General features: G+C 69.2%; 22 protein-coding genes and 1 pseudogene. 11 read left to right on the top strand and 12 right to left on the bottom strand.

The genetic code is table 11. The annotated features are described in order from the left end of the window. Nucleotides 1–112, top strand: a pseudogene (locus tag IEX49_RS15500) (IS110 family transposase); the annotation flags it as partial. Here IEX49_RS15500 and IEX49_RS15495 read toward each other — a convergent pair. Then, complete coding sequence (locus tag IEX49_RS15495; protein ID WP_188807010.1) at nucleotides 107–1,102, bottom strand: IS481 family transposase; 996 nt, start codon at nucleotides 1,100–1,102, stop codon at nucleotides 107–109. The pseudogene IEX49_RS15500 and the gene IEX49_RS15495 sit on opposite strands and share 6 nt — an antisense overlap. Nucleotides 1,103–1,426: 324 nt before the next feature. Between IEX49_RS15495 and IEX49_RS15490 the strand changes: the two genes are divergently transcribed. From IEX49_RS15490 to IEX49_RS15480, 3 genes are read left to right on the top strand one after another with little or no spacing between them, the layout of a single operon-like run. Then, nucleotides 1,427–1,819, top strand: a complete 393-nt coding sequence (locus IEX49_RS15490) for a GntR family transcriptional regulator (protein WP_188807022.1) — start codon at nucleotides 1,427–1,429, stop codon at nucleotides 1,817–1,819. Between the two features lie 8 nt (nucleotides 1,820–1,827). After that, on the top strand, nucleotides 1,828–2,943 hold the full coding sequence (locus IEX49_RS15485; RefSeq protein ID WP_188807008.1) for an ATP-binding cassette domain-containing protein: 1,116 nt from the start codon (nucleotides 1,828–1,830) through the stop codon (nucleotides 2,941–2,943). Next, nucleotides 2,940–3,722, top strand: coding sequence for a hypothetical protein (locus IEX49_RS15480; protein WP_188807006.1), 783 nt, complete (start codon nucleotides 2,940–2,942; stop codon nucleotides 3,720–3,722). Before IEX49_RS15485 ends, IEX49_RS15480 begins: the two co-directional genes overlap by 4 nt. Before the next feature lie 24 nt (nucleotides 3,723–3,746). Here IEX49_RS15480 and nadE read toward each other — a convergent pair whose 3' ends face one another. Both nadE and IEX49_RS15470 read right to left on the bottom strand, forming a co-directional pair. Then, nucleotides 3,747–4,571 (bottom strand): NAD(+) synthase, encoded by an 825-nt coding sequence (gene nadE / locus IEX49_RS15475; protein WP_188807004.1) that lies wholly within the window; start codon nucleotides 4,569–4,571, stop codon nucleotides 3,747–3,749. A gap of 62 nt (nucleotides 4,572–4,633) precedes the next feature. Further along, the gene (locus IEX49_RS15470) at nucleotides 4,634–5,098 is read right to left on the bottom strand and encodes a MarR family winged helix-turn-helix transcriptional regulator (protein ID WP_188807003.1); all 465 of its coding nucleotides are present in this window, start codon (nucleotides 5,096–5,098) and stop codon (nucleotides 4,634–4,636) included. A gap of 52 nt (nucleotides 5,099–5,150) precedes the next feature. On the opposite strand from IEX49_RS15470, the gene pyrE reads away from it, so the two are divergent. Beyond that, the gene (pyrE, locus tag IEX49_RS15465; protein WP_373286745.1) at nucleotides 5,151–5,723 is read left to right on the top strand and encodes an orotate phosphoribosyltransferase; all 573 of its coding nucleotides are present in this window, start codon (nucleotides 5,151–5,153) and stop codon (nucleotides 5,721–5,723) included. Between the two features lie 44 nt (nucleotides 5,724–5,767). Here pyrE and IEX49_RS15460 read toward each other — a convergent pair whose 3' ends face one another. Beyond that, nucleotides 5,768–7,039 (bottom strand): IS30 family transposase, encoded by a 1,272-nt coding sequence (locus tag IEX49_RS15460; RefSeq protein WP_425549751.1) that lies wholly within the window; start codon nucleotides 7,037–7,039, stop codon nucleotides 5,768–5,770. Between the two features lie 161 nt (nucleotides 7,040–7,200). After that, nucleotides 7,201–8,199, bottom strand: a complete 999-nt coding sequence (locus IEX49_RS15455; RefSeq protein WP_188806998.1) for a magnesium and cobalt transport protein CorA — start codon at nucleotides 8,197–8,199, stop codon at nucleotides 7,201–7,203. A 116-nt stretch (nucleotides 8,200–8,315) separates the two neighbouring features. Here IEX49_RS15455 and IEX49_RS15450 point away from each other — a divergent pair, with 116 nt between their 5' ends. The 4 genes from IEX49_RS15450 (at nucleotide 8,316) to IEX49_RS15435 (ending at nucleotide 10,856) form a co-directional block, all read left to right on the top strand. Continuing rightward, the gene (locus IEX49_RS15450; RefSeq protein WP_188806997.1) at nucleotides 8,316–8,645 is read left to right on the top strand and encodes a hypothetical protein; all 330 of its coding nucleotides are present in this window, start codon (nucleotides 8,316–8,318) and stop codon (nucleotides 8,643–8,645) included. After that, nucleotides 8,642–9,352 (top strand): TrmH family RNA methyltransferase, encoded by a 711-nt coding sequence (locus IEX49_RS15445; RefSeq protein ID WP_188806996.1) that lies wholly within the window; start codon nucleotides 8,642–8,644, stop codon nucleotides 9,350–9,352. The genes IEX49_RS15450 and IEX49_RS15445 overlap by 4 nt, the downstream gene beginning before the upstream one ends. A 119-nt stretch (nucleotides 9,353–9,471) precedes the next feature. Then, nucleotides 9,472–10,494, top strand: a complete 1,023-nt coding sequence (fbaA, locus tag IEX49_RS15440) for a class II fructose-bisphosphate aldolase (RefSeq protein ID WP_188806995.1) — start codon at nucleotides 9,472–9,474, stop codon at nucleotides 10,492–10,494. Nucleotides 10,495–10,565: 71 nt separating this feature from the next. Beyond that, nucleotides 10,566–10,856 (top strand): hypothetical protein, encoded by a 291-nt coding sequence (locus IEX49_RS15435; protein ID WP_188806994.1) that lies wholly within the window; start codon nucleotides 10,566–10,568, stop codon nucleotides 10,854–10,856. 10 nt (nucleotides 10,857–10,866) lie between these two features. Here IEX49_RS15435 and IEX49_RS15430 read toward each other — a convergent pair whose 3' ends face one another. From IEX49_RS15430 to IEX49_RS15420, 3 genes are read right to left on the bottom strand one after another with little or no spacing between them, the layout of a single operon-like run. Continuing rightward, nucleotides 10,867–12,564 carry a PhnE/PtxC family ABC transporter permease gene (locus IEX49_RS15430; protein WP_188806993.1) on the bottom strand — a complete coding sequence of 566 codons (1,698 nt, stop codon included), beginning with the start codon at nucleotides 12,562–12,564 and terminating at the stop codon, nucleotides 10,867–10,869. Then, nucleotides 12,561–13,349 (bottom strand): phosphonate ABC transporter ATP-binding protein, encoded by a 789-nt coding sequence (locus tag IEX49_RS15425; RefSeq protein WP_188806992.1) that lies wholly within the window; start codon nucleotides 13,347–13,349, stop codon nucleotides 12,561–12,563. The genes IEX49_RS15430 and IEX49_RS15425 overlap by 4 nt, the downstream gene beginning before the upstream one ends. Nucleotides 13,350–13,352: 3 nt before the next feature. Then, on the bottom strand, nucleotides 13,353–14,312 hold the full coding sequence (locus IEX49_RS15420; protein WP_188806991.1) for a putative selenate ABC transporter substrate-binding protein: 960 nt from the start codon (nucleotides 14,310–14,312) through the stop codon (nucleotides 13,353–13,355). A 177-nt stretch (nucleotides 14,313–14,489) separates the two neighbouring features. On the opposite strand from IEX49_RS15420, the gene IEX49_RS15415 reads away from it, so the two are divergent. Beyond that, the gene (locus tag IEX49_RS15415; protein WP_188806990.1) at nucleotides 14,490–14,921 is read left to right on the top strand and encodes a DUF3151 domain-containing protein; all 432 of its coding nucleotides are present in this window, start codon (nucleotides 14,490–14,492) and stop codon (nucleotides 14,919–14,921) included. Between the two features lie 3 nt (nucleotides 14,922–14,924). Next, the gene (locus tag IEX49_RS15410; RefSeq protein WP_188806989.1) at nucleotides 14,925–16,139 is read left to right on the top strand and encodes a lactonase family protein; all 1,215 of its coding nucleotides are present in this window, start codon (nucleotides 14,925–14,927) and stop codon (nucleotides 16,137–16,139) included. A gap of 32 nt (nucleotides 16,140–16,171) precedes the next feature. On the opposite strand, the gene IEX49_RS15405 is transcribed toward IEX49_RS15410, so the two are convergent. From IEX49_RS15405 to IEX49_RS15390, 4 genes are read right to left on the bottom strand one after another with little or no spacing between them, the layout of a single operon-like run. Beyond that, on the bottom strand, nucleotides 16,172–16,480 hold the full coding sequence (locus tag IEX49_RS15405) for a YciI family protein (RefSeq protein ID WP_188806988.1): 309 nt from the start codon (nucleotides 16,478–16,480) through the stop codon (nucleotides 16,172–16,174). A gap of 54 nt (nucleotides 16,481–16,534) precedes the next feature. Further along, nucleotides 16,535–17,914, bottom strand: a complete 1,380-nt coding sequence (locus IEX49_RS15400; protein WP_229672774.1) for a short-chain fatty acid transporter — start codon at nucleotides 17,912–17,914, stop codon at nucleotides 16,535–16,537. Beyond that, nucleotides 17,898–18,896, bottom strand: a complete 999-nt coding sequence (locus IEX49_RS15395) for a 3-hydroxyacyl-CoA dehydrogenase (RefSeq protein WP_188806987.1) — start codon at nucleotides 18,894–18,896, stop codon at nucleotides 17,898–17,900. Before IEX49_RS15395 ends, IEX49_RS15400 begins: the two co-directional genes overlap by 17 nt. Continuing rightward, a complete protein-coding gene (locus IEX49_RS15390; protein ID WP_188806986.1) occupies nucleotides 18,889–19,683 on the bottom strand; it encodes an SDR family NAD(P)-dependent oxidoreductase in 795 nt (264 codons plus the stop codon). The genes IEX49_RS15395 and IEX49_RS15390 overlap by 8 nt, the downstream gene beginning before the upstream one ends. Between the last annotated feature and the right edge of the window lie 3 nt (nucleotides 19,684–19,686).

The following is a 19,686-nucleotide window of genomic DNA, read 5'->3' as shown; positions in this document are numbered from 1 at the left end:
TGCGGTCACCAGAATGACCCATGACCCCGAAACCCGTGAATACGTGGAGAAACGACGGAACGAGCAACGCACCGACAAGGAAATCCGCCGCTGCATCAAACGCTACCTAGCTGTGATGTCCAGGAAGGTTGGTCAGTCGGGTGATCGGTGGCTGGCCTCCGAGGGCGGAGTGGGCTCGATGGTGATTGTAGAAGTGCAGCCAGCCCGGTAGGGCTGCGTTTCGCTGTTCGGTCGAGTCGTAGAACCTCGCGTAGGCCCATCCGTCACCGAGGGTGCGGTGGAACCGCTCGATCTTGCCGTTGGTCTGCGGTCGGTAGGGGCGGGTTCGTTTGTGCTTGATGCCCAGCTCGGCGCAGGCTTGGGCCCAGGCGTGGGAGCGGTAGGCCGACCCGTTGTCTGAGAGCACCCGTTCCACGGTGATGCCGCGGTCCGCGAACCAGGCCCCGGCCCGGCGCAGCACCCCGATCGCGGTGGCGGCCTTTTCATCGGCGCAGATCTCCGCGTAGGCCACCCGGGAGTGGTCGTCGATCACGGTGTGGACGAACGCGGTGCCGATCCGGGGGTTCCCTCGATCGGTTCTGCCGGTCCTCAGCGCGGTGGTGGCCTTGTTCCTGTCGCCTTGCTGTTGGCCGACGTAGCGCCAGCCGCCACCGTCGGGGATGTTGCCGAACTTGGTGACGTCGACGTGGATCAGCGAGCCGGGGTGGTCGTGCTCGTACCGGCGCAAGGGTTCCCCGGTGGCCCGGTCGATCCTAGAGAGCCGGTTGATCCGGCAGCGCACCAGGACCGCGTGCACGGTGGAGGCCGGGACCCCGAGTCGGCCGGCGATCTGGACTGGGCCCAGCCGGTGCCGCCAGCGCAGCGCCACGATCCGGCGCACCACCACGGGCGGGGTCCTGGTCGGGCTGGTGCGCGGACGCGAGGTGCGGTCGGCCATCCCGGCCGGGCCCTCGGTGCGGTAGCGGGAAGCCCACTTGGCCGCCGTTCGCGGGGAGACCATGAACATCTTCGCCGCGGCGGCGCAGGTCCACCCGTCGTGGATGATCAGCCGGGCCAGGCGTAGGCGTGTGCGCGGGGTCAGGACGGCGTTAGCGTGGGACATGAGGGCCTCCGGTGAGTGCAGTGGTGAACTAGACAGCTCCACTCCACTACCGGGGGCCTTCGCCTGTCAGCCCCCTTCACCTTCCAGGAGCGGGACAACCTCCCTGGACATCACACCTAGCCCGCCGCGTCTACCGGACCCTCAACACCTCAGCCACAGTCCCGACCGCGGCTTGACAGACATAGAAGAGTCCCGAACTCGACTGAAAGCAGGGGTGGACAGTGCGCAGGGGTGGTTGCTAGGTTAGTTACATAAGTAATGAACCAACGGACCGGTTGACGAGCTCGGCCGGTTCTGACCCCAGGAATGGAGCGCCGCATGGAGATGGACGCCACGCAGCCGATCTTCCGCCAGCTGGCGCTCCGGATCGAGCAGGGGATCGTGGACGGGACCTACCCGGAGGAGACGCAGGTGCCCTCCACCACCGAGTTCTCCGCGTTCCTCCGGATCAATCCGGCCACCGCCAACAAGGGGATCAACCTGCTGGTGGACACGGGGATCCTCTACAAGAAGCGGGGCATCGGCATGTTCGTGGCACCCGGTGCCCGGCAGCAGCTGCTGAGCTCCCGCCGCGAGGCCTTCACCCGGCAGTACATCCATCCGTTGCTCACCGAGGCGGCCCGGTTGGAGATCACCCCGGAGGACCTGTCCGAGATGATCCGCAGTACCGCCGCCGATCTCACGACCACCGCAGACACCACCCGATCAGCCCTGTAGGGGGAATCATGCACGTCACTCCCAACACCGTTCCCGAGACCGCTCCGGCCGGCATTCGCCACACCGCACGCGACGTCCCGTTCGGAACCACGTCCGGCACGGTGGCCGCCGCGTCCTTCCGGGCCGAGCCCGCTTCCAGCGGCGGTCATGCCGCCGACGCCCTGAGCCACGAGGCCAGGCCGTTGCCGGCCGGACAGCCGATCAACCCCGAGGCGGTCATCAGCGTGCGTGGGCTGCGGAAGTCCTTCGGCCGCAAGGAGATCCTGCACGGGCTCGACTTCGACATCCCCGCCAACTCCATCTGCGGCCTGCTCGGCCGCAACGGCGCCGGCAAGACCACCGCACTGTCCATCCTCTCCGGCCAGGACCGGGCCACCCAGGGCGAGGTCTCCGTGATGGGACGGGAGCCCTTCGAGGACGTCGAGACGGCCTCCCACCTGTGCTTCGCCCGGGAGAACCAGAAGTACCCGGAGTCCTTCAAAGCCGGGCACGTGCTGAAGTCCGCCCCCTGGTTCTTCGAGAGCTGGGACCAGGACTTCGCCGAACGGCTGGTGAGGATGTTTCGGCTGCCAGTGGAAACCAAGATCCAGAAGCTCTCCCGCGGGCAGCTGTCCTCGGTGGCCATCGTCGTCGGCCTCGCCTCCCGGGCCCCGCTGACCTTCTTCGACGAGCCCTATCTCGGCCTAGACGCCACGGCTCGCCAACTGTTCTACGACGTGATGCTGCAGGACTACCTGGAGCACCCCCGCACCATCGTCATGTCCACCCACCTCATCGATGAGGCGGCGGACCTGCTGGAGAAGGTCCTGGTGATCGACGACGGCCGGATCCTGATGGATGCCGACGCGGACTCGGCGCGCAGCGCCGCCTTCTCCCTCTCCGGCCCGGCGGCCGCCGTCGGGCAGCTCACGGAGGGCAGGAGCGTCCTGCACTCCCGCCGGATCGGCGGGCTGTCCTCCGTCACCCTGGCCGGACAGCCCGACGCCGGCCTGGCCGCTGCCGCGGCCGAGCAGCACCTGGAGATCGGTCCGGTCGGACTCCAGGACCTGGTGGCCGCGATCGGCTCGCGGCCCACCGACACCGTGGGCGAGAACGCCGCCGAAACCCCGAAGGAGTCACGATGAGCACCGCCACCCTGACCCAGGCCGGGCCCGCCCCGGCCGCCACCGCCCACCGCGGGATGAACCCTGTCCTGCGGATCGTCCGGCTGCACTTCGTGGACCGCATGCAGATGGTCTGGGTGCCGATCATCATGCTGGCTGCCGTGGCCGCCGTGTGCGTGGTCATCTTCCTGCTGCTGGCGGCCCTGACTCCGGCCACGGCCGAAGAGCTCGGCGCCGGCTTCCGCTACAACCAGGCGGCGCTGTGGTCCTGGCCGGGCTTCATCGTGACGATCGGCGTCTACGCCTACGCCCGGACCATGCCCTTCGCCATCGGCATGATGGGTTCCACCCGCCGGCACTACTGGGCCGGGACCGCCCTGTGGATCGTGGTGCAGTCCGCCTTCCTGTCCGTTCTGATGGGGGCCTTCCTGCTACTGGAGCAGGCCACCGGCCACTGGTTCACGGGAGCGCGCATGTTCGATGTCTACGCGCTGGGCGACGGTGACCTGGGAGCGACCCTGCTCCTCAGCTTCGCGATCTCCCTGGCGTGCCTCTCGGTCGGGGCCGGGCTGGCCGCCGTCTACCTGCGGTGGGGCCAGTACGGCGTGATGGCCGGGATTGCCGGACTGCTGGTAGTCATCCTCGGGGCGCTGGCCCTGGTGCTGGGCACCGGGATGGACTTCATGACGTTCTTCTCGACGAACCTCATCGCCAAGATCTCCGGCCTGCTGATCGTGATCGCCGTCCTCGCCAACGGGGTGTCCTGGCTGGTCATGCGGAAGGTGCCCGTGGGGCGTTAGATCAGCGCCAGGCCCGGGCGAGCGTCAGCCGCGCCACCAGGAGTCGAGGATCGTCACCGGGGTGGTGCGCTTGTGCCGGGAGCGCAGGTAGATCGACTCCAGCTTGCTCGCGGCCTCGTCCGGGATGGTGCGGCCCTCGAGGTAGTTGTCGATCGTGTCATAGTCCAGGCCGAGCTCGGCCTCGTCGGTCTGGCCCGGCTTGCCGTCCAGCAGATCGGCCGTGGGCACCTTGGCCCACAGCCTCTCGGCTGCGCCGAGGTGCCGGAGCAGCGCACGGTTCTGGCGCTTGTTCAAACCGAACAGCGGCAGCACGTCCGCGCCGCCGTCGCCGTACTTGGTGAAGAATCCGGTCACGGACTCGGCGGCCTGGTCCGTGCCGATCACCAGGAGGCCACGGCCCCCGGCGATCGCATACTGGGCGACCATGCGCACGCGCGCCTTGACGTTGCCCTTGTTGAAGTCGGAGATCGGTTCACCGGTGGCGGAGGCGAACTCGGACTCGAACCCGTCCACGGCGGCGGCGATGTCATAGGTGACCTCGCGGTCGGCGCCGATGAAATCCAACGCGGCCCGCGCGTCGTCCTCATCGTGCTGCACGTTGTAGGGCAGGCGGACTGCGACGAATTCGGCCTGCTCGCCCTCGGCCCGGAGCCCCTCGACGGCCAACTGTGCCAAGCGGCCCGCCAGGGTGGAGTCCAGGCCTCCGGAGATGCCGAGGACGAATCCCTGGGCACCGGAGGCTCTCAGGTAGTCCTGGAGGAATGTGACGCGTCTGGCCGCCTCGGCGGCCGGATCGATCTCTGGGCTGACGCCCATCTCGGCGATGATCTCTCGTTGCAGTTCACGCATGCACCCAGACTAGGCGGGTTTGGCGGGGTACGGGATGACGTCCGTGTTAAATCCGGCCCGCCTCAGCTGCGCTTCCACCCGAGGTTGCCAGCCATCGTCTGCAGCGACTGGACCACCAGTCGGTACCGGTCGTCGTCGAGCCCCTCGGTGATCTCCGCCCGGAGCTCCTCCACCACGGCGGCCACGCGCTCGCCGGAGGTCCGCCCCGTGGTGGTCAGGGTGTACATCCCGCCCTCGGACACCAGCCAGCCGGATTCGACGAGCTCGTCCAGATGCTCCTCGACCGTCCGCGGCCCCTCCTCGCTGGTGGCCGCGGCGGGCGCCAGCGACTGGCTGAGTTCCTCGGTGGTCTGGGGCCGGGCTGTCAGGGTGTTCATCAGCTGCCACTGGGCCCGGGTGAGCCCGTGTTCGGCGAGGGACTCGTTGACGCGGGTGGTCAGCAGGGTGTCCACCAGGTTGATCCAGTAGCTGAGCATCTGTTCGGTGGGGTTGCCCGACGGGGCGTCCCGGTCAATGGGGTCACTCATGGCACCACCCTAGGAGTGCGCTGCCGGAGAATCCAGAGTCGGGGAATCTAGGATGGAGTCCATGACGACTCAGACCCAGGACCGTGCCCGACTGCTGGAACTCATCAAGGAACTGGCCGTGGTGCGCGGACGGGTCACCCTCTCCTCCGGCAAGGAGGCCGACTACTATATCGACCTGCGCCGCATCACCCTCCATCACGAGGCCGCCCCGCTGGTGGGCCGGGTCATGCTGGACCTGCTGGACCAGGCCGGCGTCGAGGCCCAGGCCGTCGGTGGCCTGACCATGGGCGCGGATCCGGTCGGCACCGCCATGCTGCACGAGGCCGGCCGCCAGGGCCGGGCCCTGGACGCCTTCGTGGTCCGCAAGGCGCAGAAGTCCTACGGCATGGGCCGTCAGGTGGAGGGACCGTCCGTGGAAGGACGCCCCGTCGTGGTCCTGGAGGACACCTCCACCACCGGCGGGTCTGCGCTGACCGCCGTCGAGGGAGTCCGTCAGGCCGGCGGTCTGGTGCAGGCCGTTGCCGTGATCGTGGACCGGGACACCGGCGCCGCCGAGCGCATCGAGGAGGAGGCCGGGGTGCAGTACCTGTACGCCTTCGGCAAGGACGAGCTCGGCCTCGACTGACCCCGGTTACGAGCACGACACGCGTCGACCGCACCGGGGCCAATTCAGAGGGTGAGTGCAATGCCGGTGAGTAGTTCCTCTAGTTTCTCAGTGGGGGTGTATCCCTTCAAGATCACGCGTGGCCGGGAGTTGAGTTTGTCCTGGACGGCCCTCAGCTCGGCGTCGGTGACGTCGTTGAAGTTGGTGCCCTTGGGGTAGTCCCAGCGCAGTTGGCCGTTGAAGTTCTCGTTCGTGGGCCGCTGCCAGGGAGAGTGCGGATCACAGAAGTACACCTTGCATCCAGTGGCCACGGTGAACCTGGCATGCTGGGCCATCTCGTTGCCCTGGTCCCAGGTGATCGAGGCCAGCACCGCCTGCGGCAGGGTCCGGACCATGTCCTGGAGCCGGTCGATGACGGTCGCTGAGTCCCTGGTTCCGGGCAGTCGCCCGAGTAGCGCGAACCGGCTGGCCCGTTCGACCAGGGTGATGATCCCGGAGTTCTCCGGGCCCACGACCAAATCCCCCTCCCAGTGGCCGGGCACGGCCCGGCCGGCGTGCTCGGCCGCGGTCTTCTCGTCCCGGTCGGCCAGCATCACCCCTGCCAGCCAGGGCCGCTTGACCCGGGCCGGCAGCTTCGATCGGGGCTTGCGGGTCCTTCGGCCCGAGCGCAGGGCCTGCTCGACCTTCAGTTCCTCGCGCAGGGATCCGGCGCCCTGGACATACAGGGCCTGATAGATCGCTTCGTGGCTGATCCGCATGCTTCCATCATCCGGGAAATCGACCGGCAGCCGCACGGCGACCTGGGCCGGGGACAAGCCGGCGTTGAGTTTGTCCACCACCGTCTGGCGCAACACCTTGTGGTCAGCCGTGTCCAGTTTGCGCTTCTTGGGCCGGGCCCGCTCGAGGTCGGTCCGGTACTGGGCCAGTTTCGCCGAGTACTGGTACTGGACCGGACCGTTCTGGATCCGCTGGACGAGCCCGTGGTGGGCCAGTTCCCGGCCGATCGTTGAGGGATTTACCCCCACCATCTTGGCGATCTGCGCTGGCAGCACACCCGACTCCATACCCAGCTGAATCAGCGTGCGGTCTGCCAGATCCAACCGCCGGCCATGACCTGCACCGGCCCCGATCGCTCCGACTTGTGGGGCCGCGAACACGACGCTGAGAGATTCATCTTTCGGCCTATTGCGTCGCATCCGGACCCCTGCCCACTTCATCCACCGATACACGCTGGCCTGGCAAACCCCTTCAGAAGTCAACACCGACTCAGTGGATACGCCATCGAGCATCGTTTCGATGACTTTGACACGAAATCCCACGGGAAACGAGAAGCCCATGACGACCAATCCCAGAAATCAGGGCATTTGCACTGACCCCCTGAATTGGCCCGGCGTGTTTCGACGTCGGGCGTGCTCGTAACCCGGGATCTCGTAACCCGGGATCTCGTAACCCGGGATGTCGTGACCCGGGCTGTCCGGTCGTGGCGGAGGCCGGTGGGCTACAGCCAGTCGTTCTTGCGGAACAGGATGAACAGCGTCAGCGCCACGGCGAGCATCAGCGCCAGGGCGAACGGGTAGCCCCACACCCAGTGCAGTTCGGGCATGAGGTCGAAGTTCATGCCGTAGATCGAGCCCACCAGCTGCGGGGCGAAGATGATGGCCGCCCAGGACGAGATGCGCTTGACCTGCTCGTTCTGCGCCACGGAGACCTCGGCGAGCTTCTTCGAGGTCAAAGTGGAATCCAGCTCCAGAGCATGCTCGAGCATCGTGCGCATGGAGGTGACGCGGTCATCGAGTTGCACGGTGTGATCGTGCACGTCACGCAGCTTGCGGAGTACCTCGACCTTGCCGGGGTCCCCCTCCAGGTGCTCGATCATGGTCTCCAGCATGTGCGGCAGGGACCGGATGGCCCGCTGGAAGCCCACCACCTCGCGGGAGAGCTCGTAGATGCGGCGGGTCACGTTGCCGTCCCCGGCGAAGATCTCGTCCTCGATCTCGGCGATGTCGTTCTCCAGGCCCTCGGCCACGGGGAAGTAGTCGTCCACCACGGAGTCGAGGATCCCGTGCACCACGGCGGAGGTCCCGGCGGAGAGCAGTTCCGGCCGTTGCTCCTCCAGTTGGCGCCGGACCCGGGAGAGGTCTGGAACCTCCGAATGGCGGACCGTGACCACGAAGTCGTTGCCGACGAACACGTTGAGCTCACCGAACTCCACCGTCTCCGTCTCGTCCAGGTACCGGGCGGGGATCAACACGAAGAAGCGGTCATCGTCATAGCGCTCGAGCTTGGCCCGCTGCCCGCCCACCAGGGCGTCCTCCACGGCCAGCTCGTGCAGGTTGAGCTCGTGCGCCACCTCCTGCAACTCCGCCTCATCCGGCCGGTACAGCCCCACCCACGCCATCCCGCCGAGCCGTTTGCACTGCTCGAAGGTCTCCTGCAGCGAGGTGGGCGCCAGGATCCGCTGGCCGTCCTTGTAGATGGCGTTGTCGACGATGGTCACGGGTCCATTGTGCTCTGCATTGCCCATCACGAAAGCGCCAACTGTCTAGTCGTCCCGGCGTGTCTCGACAGGTAGCGCGGCCGTGATGAATGGCTGGGCGGGCTACCGTGGTGCCCATGAGCGAAACCGGTGTGTTCAAGCCCGCAGAGTCCGTTGTGACCGCCCCCCTGGCCGCCCTGGGCCTCGTTGGCGGCTACCTCACCGCCCGCGAGACCGGCGTCCGCGCCCTCGGCGGCGTGGTCCTGGCCGCGGCTGGTGCCTACGCGGGCCGCACGTGGGCCGCCAAGGGCGGCGCCGCCACCACCGTCGCGCTGTCCGCGCTGTACATCGGGGGCTTCGGCGCCTCCCACCCGCTCGCCAAGAAGATCGGCCCGTGGCCGGCCGTCCTGACCGTGGCGGGGGCTTCGGCGCTCGCCTCGTGGGCGCTCGTCGACCGCCTCAAGTGACGCCCGACGCCGGCCCCGGTACCCCGGGTGCGCCGGTTCCGGACGTACCGGAGAACGGGGGCGCCGACGTCGAGCGCGGGATTGAGTCCGTACCCGAGCGCGAGGTGGGCGTGGGCCCCTGGGAGGGCGACTGGCCGACGGGCGAGCAGTGGGACCCCGAACTGCTGCGTGAGGGCGACCGGCGCAATGTGGCGGACCCCTACCGGTACTGGACGCTCGAGGCGATCGTGGCGGACCTGGACACCAGGCGGCACCCCTTCCACGTGGCGATCGAGAACTGGCAGCACGACCTGAACATCGGGACCGTGGTGCGCACCGCCAATGCCTTCAACGCCGCCGGCGTGCACATCATCGGCCGGCGCCGCTGGAACCGCCGCGGGGCCATGGTCACAGACCGCTACCTGCACGTGCACCACCACCCCACCGTGGAGGACTTCACGGACTGGGCTGCGTCCGAGGGGCTGTCCGTGATCGGCATCGACATCTTCCCGGACTCCGTGCCCTTGGAGACGTTCGCGCTGCCCGAGCGGTGCGTGCTGGTCTTCGGGCAGGAAGGGCCGGGGCTCTCCGAGGAGGTCCATGCGTCGGCCGAGGCCACGCTGTCCATCGCGCAGTACGGATCCACCCGGTCCATCAACGCCGCCTCCGCCGCCGGCATCGCCATGCACGCCTGGATCCGGCAGCACGTCTTCGGCCAACGCCCCTGACGGGGCGTGGACCCGGCGGGTCCGGCGGCCTCGGTTGAGTAGCTCGGTTGACTAGCTCGGTTGACTAGGATGGGCCAAGGACAGGGTCACCCGATACCTATCGATGTCAAGGAGCCGCAATGCCCATCGCCTCACCGGACAAGTACGCCGAGATGATCGACTCCGCCAAGAACGGCGGTTATGCCTTCCCGGCCATCAACGTCACCAGCTCCCAGACGCTGAACGCCGCCATCCGCGGCTTCGCCGAGGCCGGTTCAGACGGCATCATCCAGGCCTCCACGGGCGGCGCGGCCTACTTCTCCGGCTCCTCCGTCAAGGACATGGTCACCGGCTCGCTGGCCATGGTGGCCTTCGCCCGCGAAGTGGCCAAGCAGTACAACGTCAACATCGCCCTGCACACGGACCACTGCCCCAAGGACAAGCTGGACGGCTTCGTCATGCCGCTGCTGGACGCCTCCGAGGCCGAGGTCAAGGCCGGCCGTGACCCGTTCTTCAACTCGCACATGTGGGACGGCTCGGCCGAGACCCTCGAGGAGAACCTGCGCATCGGCCGCGAGCTGCTGGCCCGCACCCACGCCAACAAGCAGATCCTCGAGGTGGAGATCGGCGTGGTCGGCGGCGAGGAGGATGGCGTGGCACATGAGATCAATGAGAAGCTCTACACCTCCGTGGCGGACGGCCTGGCCACCATCGAGGCCCTCGGCGCCGGGGAGAACGGCCGCTACATCACGGCCCTGACCTTCGGCAACGTCCACGGCGTCTACAAGCCCGGCAACGTCAAGCTGCGCCCGGAGATCCTGGACGAGATCCAGCGCGAGGTCGGCGCCAGCATCGGCCAGGACCGCCCCTTCGACCTGGTCTTTCACGGCGGTTCCGGCTCCTCGGCCCAGGAGATCTCAGACGCGGTGTCCTACGGCGTCATCAAGATGAACGTGGACACGGACACCCAGTACGCCTTCACCCGCCCCGTGGTGACGCACATGTTCCAGAACTACGACGGCGTCCTCAAGGTCGACGGCGAGGTCGGCAACAAGAAGCTCTACGACCCGCGCACCTGGGGCGCCAAGGCCGAGGAGGCCATGGCCACCCGCGTGGGGCAGGCCTGCCAGGAGCTCGGCTCCGCCGGCCAGTCCATCGGATAACCCATCACGACGCCGGCCGGACGCGTTCCGCAGCGGGCGTCCCGGCCGCAGTCCTCGAGAAGGAGAACACCATGCCATGGTTCGCATGGATCGCCATCATCGCCATCCTCGTCTGGGGTGGTATCACCGTCTTCAGCATGGTCTCCGGGAAGCCGCTGCCGTGGTCCGAGAATGAATCCGACCCCCAGGAGCTCGAGCGGCTCAAGAAGCGCATCGAAGCCTTGGAATCGGGACAGCTCAAGCCCGAGGTCGAGCGCCGCATCGACCGCCTCGAGGCCCGCGTGGAGAAGCGCGAGCTGCGGGACAACGAGCATGAGGCGTGGGAGCGCAAGGCCCGGGAGATGGGTCTCGGGGACGAGTGACCTGACCCGGTCAGCGCAGGGAGCGCCGCACGGCGGTGCTGATCAGGTCGACCACGGCTGAGAGCACCACGAGGGCGAGGATGGTCCCGCTCATGCCGCCGTAGTCGAAGGCGACCCGCTGATCCTCCAGGAGCCGGCCCAGGCCGCCGGCCCCGACGACGCCGACCACGACCGTCTCCCGCATCGCCACCTCCCAGCGGTACAGCCCATAGGACAGGAACCGGCCTCCGGCCTGGGGGACGATCCCGTAGGCGAAGGCGCTGAGCGGCGGGGATCCGGCGGCGATGAGGTGGTCGTGGGAGCGCCGGTCGAGGTTCTCCACCACCTCGGCGCACAACCGCCCCAGGATCCCGAAGTTGTATGCGGCCAACGCCAGCGCCCCCGGCAACGGCCCCGGCAGGAACAGGAACAGGGCCAGCAGGGCCCAGACCGGCGGCGGCAGGGACCGGGTGAACAACAGCAACCAGCGGGCCGCCGTTCCGGCCAGCCGCCGAGCCGGGCCGACACCGGCGCCCCCGCTACGGGCCGCGACGAAGGCCACGCCCACGGCCGCCAAGCCGGCGATCGTGCCGGCCACGAGGGACATCTGCAACGTCTCGAGCGAGTCCTCGAGCAACCGGGACCACCCGCCGTCGGGCAGGGCCGGTGGCAGCAGGTCAGCCACCAGACCGGCGAACAGGCCGGCGGTCCGCGCCGTGAACACCCGGGACAGGTCGGGCGCCAGGTGCACGAGCGCGGCGATCGCGAGGACCGCCGTGATCAGCACCGTCCCGCCGGTGCGCCAGCGCCCGCCAGCACGCCGGAGGCCGGAACCCCACCGGTCCACCACGGCCCCCAGCAGCACCATGGTGAAGATCAGCGTCCAGACCTCGCCGTGACGTGACCCGGAGAAGCTCAGGACCAGTTCGAATCCGAGGCCACCGGCACCCACCATGCCGAGGATCACGGCGGAGCGGACGGCGCACTCGAACCGGTAGAAGGCGTACGAGGCCAGGTCCGGCAGGGCGACCGGCGCCACGGCATAGAGCAGTGCGGTCCCGCGCCGGACACCGGATGCCCGCAGCGCTTCGAAGGGGCCGCGGGCGGACTCGTCGATGATCTCGGCGTAGACCTTGGCCGTGATGGCCCCGAAGGGGATCGCGATCGCCAGCACCCCCACCAGTGGGTCCCGGCCCAGCACGCTGAGCAGCAGCAGGGCCCAGACGGCCTCGTGGATGCCCCGCGGCAGCGCCAGGCCGAGCCGGGTGACCAGCCATCCGGCCCGGCGGGCCGTGGGGCGGGTTGCGCGGTGGACCACTGCCTGGCCGCGGGACGGTGAGCCGTCCGTCCACCAGGTCTCCGAGATGAGGACGCCGACCACCAGGCCCACGGCCACGGCCAGCAGCGTCCCCAGGACCGCGAAGGAGAGGGTGGTGAGGGTGGCCTCGGCGATGCGGGCCAGGAAGACCGCCGAGAGGTCCGGGGTGAGGGCCGCGGCGAAGAAGTCGACGAACATCGGCCAGCCTCGGGTGTTGACCAGGGGGCCGTCCTCGGCAAGCCAGCTGCCCACGGACCACACGAGGACGAGCACCCATGCGGCCGCCCACATCCGGCCTCCGCCGGGCAGCCGCCACCGGGCGGACCGGCCGGGCCGCTGACCGGGTTGGCCGCCGGGCTGACGGCCGGGGCCCTCCAGCCGGGTCAGGGCCGTCAGGCCACTGGGGCTCACCGGTCGGGCTCCAGCTCGTAGAGGCGCTCCCGGGCCTGCGCATCCACCTCGGCGGCGGGGAGATCCAGAACCACGCGGCCCTGGCGCAGTCCCACCACCCGGTCGCAGTGGCGCACGGCGAGGTCGAAGTCATGCAGGCTCACGAGCAGGGTCCGGCGCGGCCGGTCCTGGCTGAGGACCCCGCAGAGCAGGCCCATCACCTCGTCGGCGCGGGCCGGGTCCAGGCTGGAGACCGGTTCATCGGCGAGGACGAGATCGGGGTCCTGCACCAGGACCCGGGCCAGCGCCACGCGCTGCTGCTCCCCGCCGGAGAGCCGGTCGGTGCGCTGGTGCAGGTGGTCGGCGATGCCCACCCGGTCCAGGGCCTCGCCGGCCTCGGCCACCTGGAGTGGTCGGATCAGGGAGCGCAGGGCCCGCCACCGGCCCCAGTTGCCCAGGTGGCCGGCGTTGACGTTGTGCACCACCCGCAACGGCCCCACGAGGTTGAGGTGCTGGTGCACAGAGCCGATCCTGCTCCGCAACGCCCTCAACCCTCGGGAGGAGGCCCGGGTGGGGTCCGTGCCCAGGACCTGGACCTGGCCGGAGGTGGGGGCGACGGTGCCGTTGCACAAGCCGAGCAGGGTGGATTTGCCCGCCCCGCTGGGCCCCACCAGGGCCACCCGTTCGCCGGGCTCGATGTGGAGGGTGATCCCGTCCAGAGCAGATCGGCCCCCGCGGCCTCCGTAGGACACCGTGAGGTCCTGCAGGGACACGGCGAGGCCCGGTTCCGCCCTCGGGTCAGTCATGCGTCATCGGATCAGGCCGAGCGTGCGGCCGATCTCCTCGATCCGCTCGTGGTCGGAGGCCTCCGCCGGGATGATCGCCCCGGCACCGTAGGCCTCGAGGAGCGCCGTCTCCTCCGCGTCGGATCCGTCGAGGTCGAGGAGGGCCTGCCGCAGGTCCTCGGTGAATCCGTCGCCGAGCCGCTCGTCCAGGGCGGGAGAGCCGATCCAGTGGTAGTCGGCGTACTCCGGGGTCGTGAAGATCTCCCGGACGGTCTCCGTGTCCACCGTTCCGGCCTCGGTCCGGGACCGCCACACCTGTTCGTTGAGGGCACCGACCTCGTAGCTGCCGGACTCCACCAGGTCGATGGTCAGGTCGTGTGAGCCGGAGAAGCCGGGCTCGCCGTCGAGGTCGGCCGCCGGGTCCACGCCGGCCTGATCCAGGAAGTAGGACGGCATCAGGCGCCCGGACGTGGAGGACTCGCTGCCGAAGGTGAACCTGGTGTCCGCCAGCTCTGCCAAGCCGGCCACATCCTCGACCGGTTCCAGGCCGGCGTCGCGATGCGCGATGAAGACGCTGCGGAACTGCTCGTCGATGTCCCGCTGGGCCAGCACTTCCGCCCCTTCGGTGCGCAATCGTGCCTGGACGCCGGTCAGGCCCCCGTAGAAGACCAGGTCGAGGTCCCCCGTGGCGAACAGGCTGACGGAGGCGGCGTAGTCACTGACGGGCACGTACTCCACCTCCACGCCCAGCTCCTCGGCAAGATAGCTGGACATCGCCTCCTCACGCTCGGCGAGGTCGGAGGGGTCCATGTCCGGGATGGCGCTGATGCGCAGGGGGCCCGCTTCCTGCTCCGCTGCGGCCGCAGCCCCGCTTCCGCCGGAGCCAGGGGACTCGGGTGTACTGCCGCAAGCGGAGGCCATCAGTGCCACGGCAAGGCCGAGGCCCGCGACTGACCAGGGGAGACGGCGGTGAGGGGTGCGCATGGTGGCATCCTAGCCAACGGGCGTCGCCGGAATCGGCGCACGCCGGTGGTGACCCGACCCACGGCCCTTCAGGAGTTCCACGGGTAGGGTCGGAGGTGTCCCGTCCGCATCCGGCGTGGGCCACCGCGCCAGGACCGGTGCCGCCCGCACCCGGAGCCACCCGAACCAAGGAGCATCATGTCCTCTGACGCGTCGATCGTCGGCAAGAACCTCATGCAGCCCGCCCCCACGCAGCTTCCGGAGGAACCGGAGGTCCTGGCGCGGATCGAGGCGGGCGACCTGCCGGAGGACATCGCCATCCGGTTCCCCAAGTCCTCCCTCGCCTGGGCCCTGATGGCAGAGGATGCCTGGGCCGAGGGGCGCACCATCGACGCCTACGCGTTCGCCCGGGTGGGTTATCACCGTGGCCTGGATTCGCTGCGGGGTGCGGGTTGGCGGGGTGCCGGTCCGGTGCCCTACTCCCACGAGCCGAACCGCGGTTTCCTCCGGTCGCTCTACATGCTGGGCCAGGCCGCCGCCGCCATCGGTGAGGGCGAAGAGGTCCACCGCATCGAGGCCTTCCTGGTGGACGCCGATCCCACGGCCACAGAGCAGATCGCCCAGGGCTGAGCCATGGTGCCGAACCCCGCCGTCGGCGCAGGCGGCAGCGATCTCCCTGCGGGGACGGACACCGTGCTCGTCGGCACCTTCAACACTCCGGGTGAGGGCACACCCGTCCTGGCCAATGCCGGCGGGCTCGTGCGCACCACCGGCTGGCCGCAGCACGCGGACTCGGTGGCCGGTGGCGGCCCGGACGCCCCCTCATGGCTGGTCCGCGGCCGTGCGGGCACGGTCTCGCAGGGCAGGCTGTATGCCGCCCTGCACCTACCCGAGGGGGAGGTCGCCGTCCTGTCCCCGTCCATTGCGCGCGCCCCCTCTCTCGGGGACGACGTCGGCTGGGCCACCTCCCAGTGCGTGCCCACCGGTGGCGCGAATACCTGCCATGCCGACCTCAACCCCTCCGGCACCTGGCTGGCCGCGGCCTCCTACGATTCGGGCACCCTGACGGTGGCCCCCGTCCTCGAGGACGGTCTGCTGGGCCAGCCGGTGGCGGTCCAGGCCCCGCACGGGTCCGGGCCCGTGGCCTCCCGGCAGCAGTCCCCGCACCTGCACTTCGTGCTGTTCCTGGACGACGATCGCCTGCTCGTCACGGACCTGGGAGCCGACCGCCTCCTCGAGTACTCCGTCCAGGACATCGTCCGGGACAGGGCGGGGGCTGCCCCGGGGAACGATGCGGGCGTGGTCGAGAGTGACTGCACGCCGGCGAGGACCCATCTCCTGCCCGCCGGCACCGGTCCCCGCCATCTTGCGCTGTTGCCCCCGTTGCCGCAGGCCGGCATCCAAGGGCGGCACCTGGCCGTGGTGGGAGAACTGGACTCGCGGCTGCACGTGCTGGACCTGGACGCCACTGCCGGGGGATTCCACGAGGTCGCCATCGTGCCGACCCACGGTCAGGACCAGGATCCCGGATCCGCCCAGGACAACCTGCCCTCGCACCTGGTGGTCTCCCCGGACGGGGCGCTGATCTATGTGGCCAACCGCGGCCGCGACACCATCGGCGTGATCCGCCGTGCAGGGACCCCCGAACTCATCGCCGAGGTGCCGTGTGGCGGGGACTGGCCCCGCCACATCGCGCTCGGCCATCCTGGCGGGGCACCCACGCTACTGGTCGCGCTGGAACGGGCCGACGCCGTCGTCGGGCTCCCGCTCGGAGCCGACGGCATCCCCAGGGACGCGCGAACCCGGGTCGCCGTGCGGCGACCCGGGTTCATCCTGCCTGGTTTCTGATTTCCAGACAGGGGCCTTGGCCCGTCTGGGAGCTACGACGGGCGGGGGAGGAAGCTCTGCCCGTCCAGATAGGCCTTGCGCCATCGGCGCACCACGACCTCACGGAACAGGTTGCCCTGCGAGAACGGGTCGCGGGCGATGAAGGCCTCCGCGTCCTCCCGCGTCTCGAGGTCCACCAGGTAGACCCCCCCGTCGGCATGAGTGCCGTCATCCGAGAGCTTGGCGCCGCAGGCCAGGAGCAGTTCCGCATGCTCTGACAGGAACTCCAGGTGTTCGGCGTAGCGGTCCTGGCGGACCTGGGCCCGCTCGGGGGCGTCGTAGGTTTCGATCAGGTACGGCATGGTGAGTCCCTTCTGCCGGCTCGTCCGGCTCGTCCGGCCTTACAGTGCTGCCGGTCAGACGGCCAGGAAGCCCCAGAGGAGCACGGCGGCACCGAAGATGACGCCCAGGAACACCAGGATCAGCACCATGTAGCCCATCACGTCCCGCAGCTTGAGCCCGGAGATAGCCAGGACCGGCAGGATCCAGAACGGCTGGACCATGTTCGTCCACTGGTCACCGATCTGTACGGCGACCGCGGTGGCGGCGTTGTTGGCGCCCATCGCCTGGGCGGCCTCCATCATCACCGGGCCCTGGACGGCCCACTGGCCACCACCGGAGGGCGCGAGCAGGTTGATGATGCCGCCGGAGATGAAGGACCAGAACGGCAGGGTCTCAGCGGTGGAGAAGGTGCCGAACCAGTCGGCGAAGGACACCACGAGGCCGGAGCCCACCAGGATGCCCATGATGCCGGCGTAGAACGGGTACTGGATGATGATGCCGGAGACGATCTTGACGCCGTCGTTCACCGCTGCCAGGAAGGCGGAGGGGCGGGCGAACAGGATGATGCCGAGGAACAGGAACATGAAGTTCACCGCATCCAGGTTCAGGGTCCCGCCCTGGAAGAAGTAGTTGAACGCGTAGACGAGCGCGATCAGACCGATGCCGATGCCGATGATCGGGCTGTTGTTCAGCTTCGCCGCGAGGGTGGTGCGCTGGTCGAGTTCCTTGATGGGGGCGTCGACGGCGTGGGACGTGCGGTCCATCTCCTTGATCTTGGCCGGGTCCTTCGGGTGCAGTGCCATGTTGAACAGCGGCAGGAAGAGGAGCACGGCGAGGTTGGTCAGCAACAGGTAGGGCGAGAAGATAGTGTCCGCCAGCGGGATGATGCCCACCTGCTCCTGCAGGAAGTGGCCTTCCGTGGCGATCAGCAGCGGCACGGAGCCGGACAGGCCGATGCCGTAGACGGCGAACCCGGAGTAGCCGGCGGCGATCGCCAGGGGGTAGTGCAGGCCCTTGACGTTCATCGCCAGCTTCTGGGCGATGATGCCGCCCATGACGAGGCCGAAGCCCCAGTTCAGCCAGCTTCCGATGCCGCCCACGAGGGTGGCGACGATGATGGCCGTGCGCGGGGAGGTGATCCGGATGGTCAGCGCGTCCAGCAGGCGATCGACCAGGGGGGTCTTGGCCAGGATGTAGCCGGCCAGCAGCACCACGGTCATCTGCATGGTGAAGGCCAGCAGATCCCAGAATCCGCCACCCCAGTACTCGACGACCTCCAGGGGCGAGGAGCCCTGGGCCAGGATGGCCAGGACCATGGTGAGGCCGGTCAGCATGATCGCGATGACCAGCGGATCCGGCAGGTACTTGTCCATCAGGTTGGTGAAGAACCCGGCGGTCCGGTCCAGGACGTTGCCCTTCTGGGACCGTTGTGGACGTTCAGTTGTTGCGGTCATGGTCACTCTTTCGGATGCGATGGGGGATATTCGGTGCGGAAGGATCAGTGGTCTGCAGCAGTTCGATGAGCCGTTCGTCGCGCCAGGCCACCCGGGCCTCCCAGTGCTCCAGGGGGAGCAGGGCGCGGCGCTGGTGCTCCACTTCGGCCACGAGCTCGGGGGTCCAGGGATCGTGCTGGCCGCGTTCGGCACCCATGCGCGCATAGGCGGGGCCCATCTTCTCCGCGTGGGAGGCGATGCCGCCTCGGGTGTTGAGGTCCGAGGTCTCGAAGGGTCCCATGAAGGACCAGCGGCGGCCGAGGCCATCCCGCATGACCGTGTCGATGTCTTCCACGGTGGCGACGCCATCCCGCACGAGTGCATAGGCCTCGCGCAGCACGGCGCCCTGCAGGCGGTTGAAGAGGAAGCCCTCGACTTCCCTGGCAACGGTCACCGGGGACATCCCGGCCCCGGCATAGAGGCGGTGGGCGGTGGCGACGACGGCCGGCCGGGTGAGAGGGGAGGGCACCAGCTCGATGACGGGCAGCAGGAACGGCGGATTGCCGGGGTGGGCCACGATGATCCGGTCCGCGGCGGGGAGGCCTTCGGCGGTCTGTGAGGCGGGGATCGCCGAGGAGGAGCTGGCCAGGACGGTCTCCGGGCCGGTGGCCGCACTGAGTTCGGCGAAGACCGAGCGCTTGACCTCGAGCCGTTCGGGCACGCATTCCTGGACGAGGGCGGCACCGGTGACGGCGGTGGCCATGTCAGGCTCGACAGTGACGCGGGAGGCGATGGCCTCGGTTGGCTCGGTCAACAGGCCCGCTCCGGCCAGGGCGGTGAGCTTCGCGGCCACTTCCCCTGGGACGGCCTCCCGGCGATCAGCCTCGGGATCACACACGGTGACCGGATGCCCGGCGCGGGCGAAGACCAGGGCGAAGGCGACGCCGATGGACCCGCCGCCGACGACGGCGATCTTCTCAGGCTGTGCCACCTGCTCAGACATCGGCACGTCCCACGGTCAGGCCGCCGCAGACGTAGAGGGTCTGGCCGGTGACGAAGCCGCTGCGGGCGTCCAGCAGATAGGAGGCGGCGTGGGCCACGTCCTCGGCCGAGCCCATGCGCCGCACGGGCACCGACTCGATGATGGCCCTGGTCTTCGGAGAGTCGGCCGGGTTGGCCCGGGTGAACAGGTCCGTGGCGATGGGGCCGGGGCCGATCGCGTTGGCGGTGACGCCGTTGCGGCCCTCCTCCAGGGCCACGACGCGGGTCAGGCCGAGCAGTCCGGCCTTGGTGGCGGCGTAGGCGGCGCGGAGTTCCTTGCCCAATGCGGCGCGCGAGGACATGTTCACGATCCGGCCGAAACCGGCCTCTCGCATCCCGGGCAGCAGGGCCTGGATGCACTGCAGGGCGCTGCGCAGGTTCAGGGCCACGGCCGCGTCGAACTGGTCCAGGGTCTGGTCCGTGACGGCGTTGGGGAACACGGCCCCGACATTGTTCACCAGGCGCGTGATCGGCCCGTCGGCGAGCGCACGCTCGAGTGCCTGGGCGGTGGAGTCCAGATCGGACAGGTCGCCGTGGATGGCGCCCTCACCCTCCCGGTCGAGGATGACCGGCTCATAGCCGTCCTGACGGCAGCGTTCCGCGATGGCAGCACCGATGCCGTGGGCCCCGCCGGTCACGAGGACGCGTTCACGGCTAGTCCGGTGCTCGGTGTCCACGGCATCCCTGGCGGAGGCGGCGCTGGCGGTGCTCGTGGTGCCGGCGTGGCCGGTGGCGGTGTTCTCGTTCATGCG

The sequence above is a fragment of the Citricoccus zhacaiensis genome, from assembly GCF_014645315.1.
GTDB classification, from domain to species: Bacteria; Actinomycetota; Actinomycetes; order Actinomycetales; family Micrococcaceae; genus Citricoccus; species Citricoccus zhacaiensis.
This window is presented reverse-complemented; position numbering and strand designations above follow the sequence as displayed.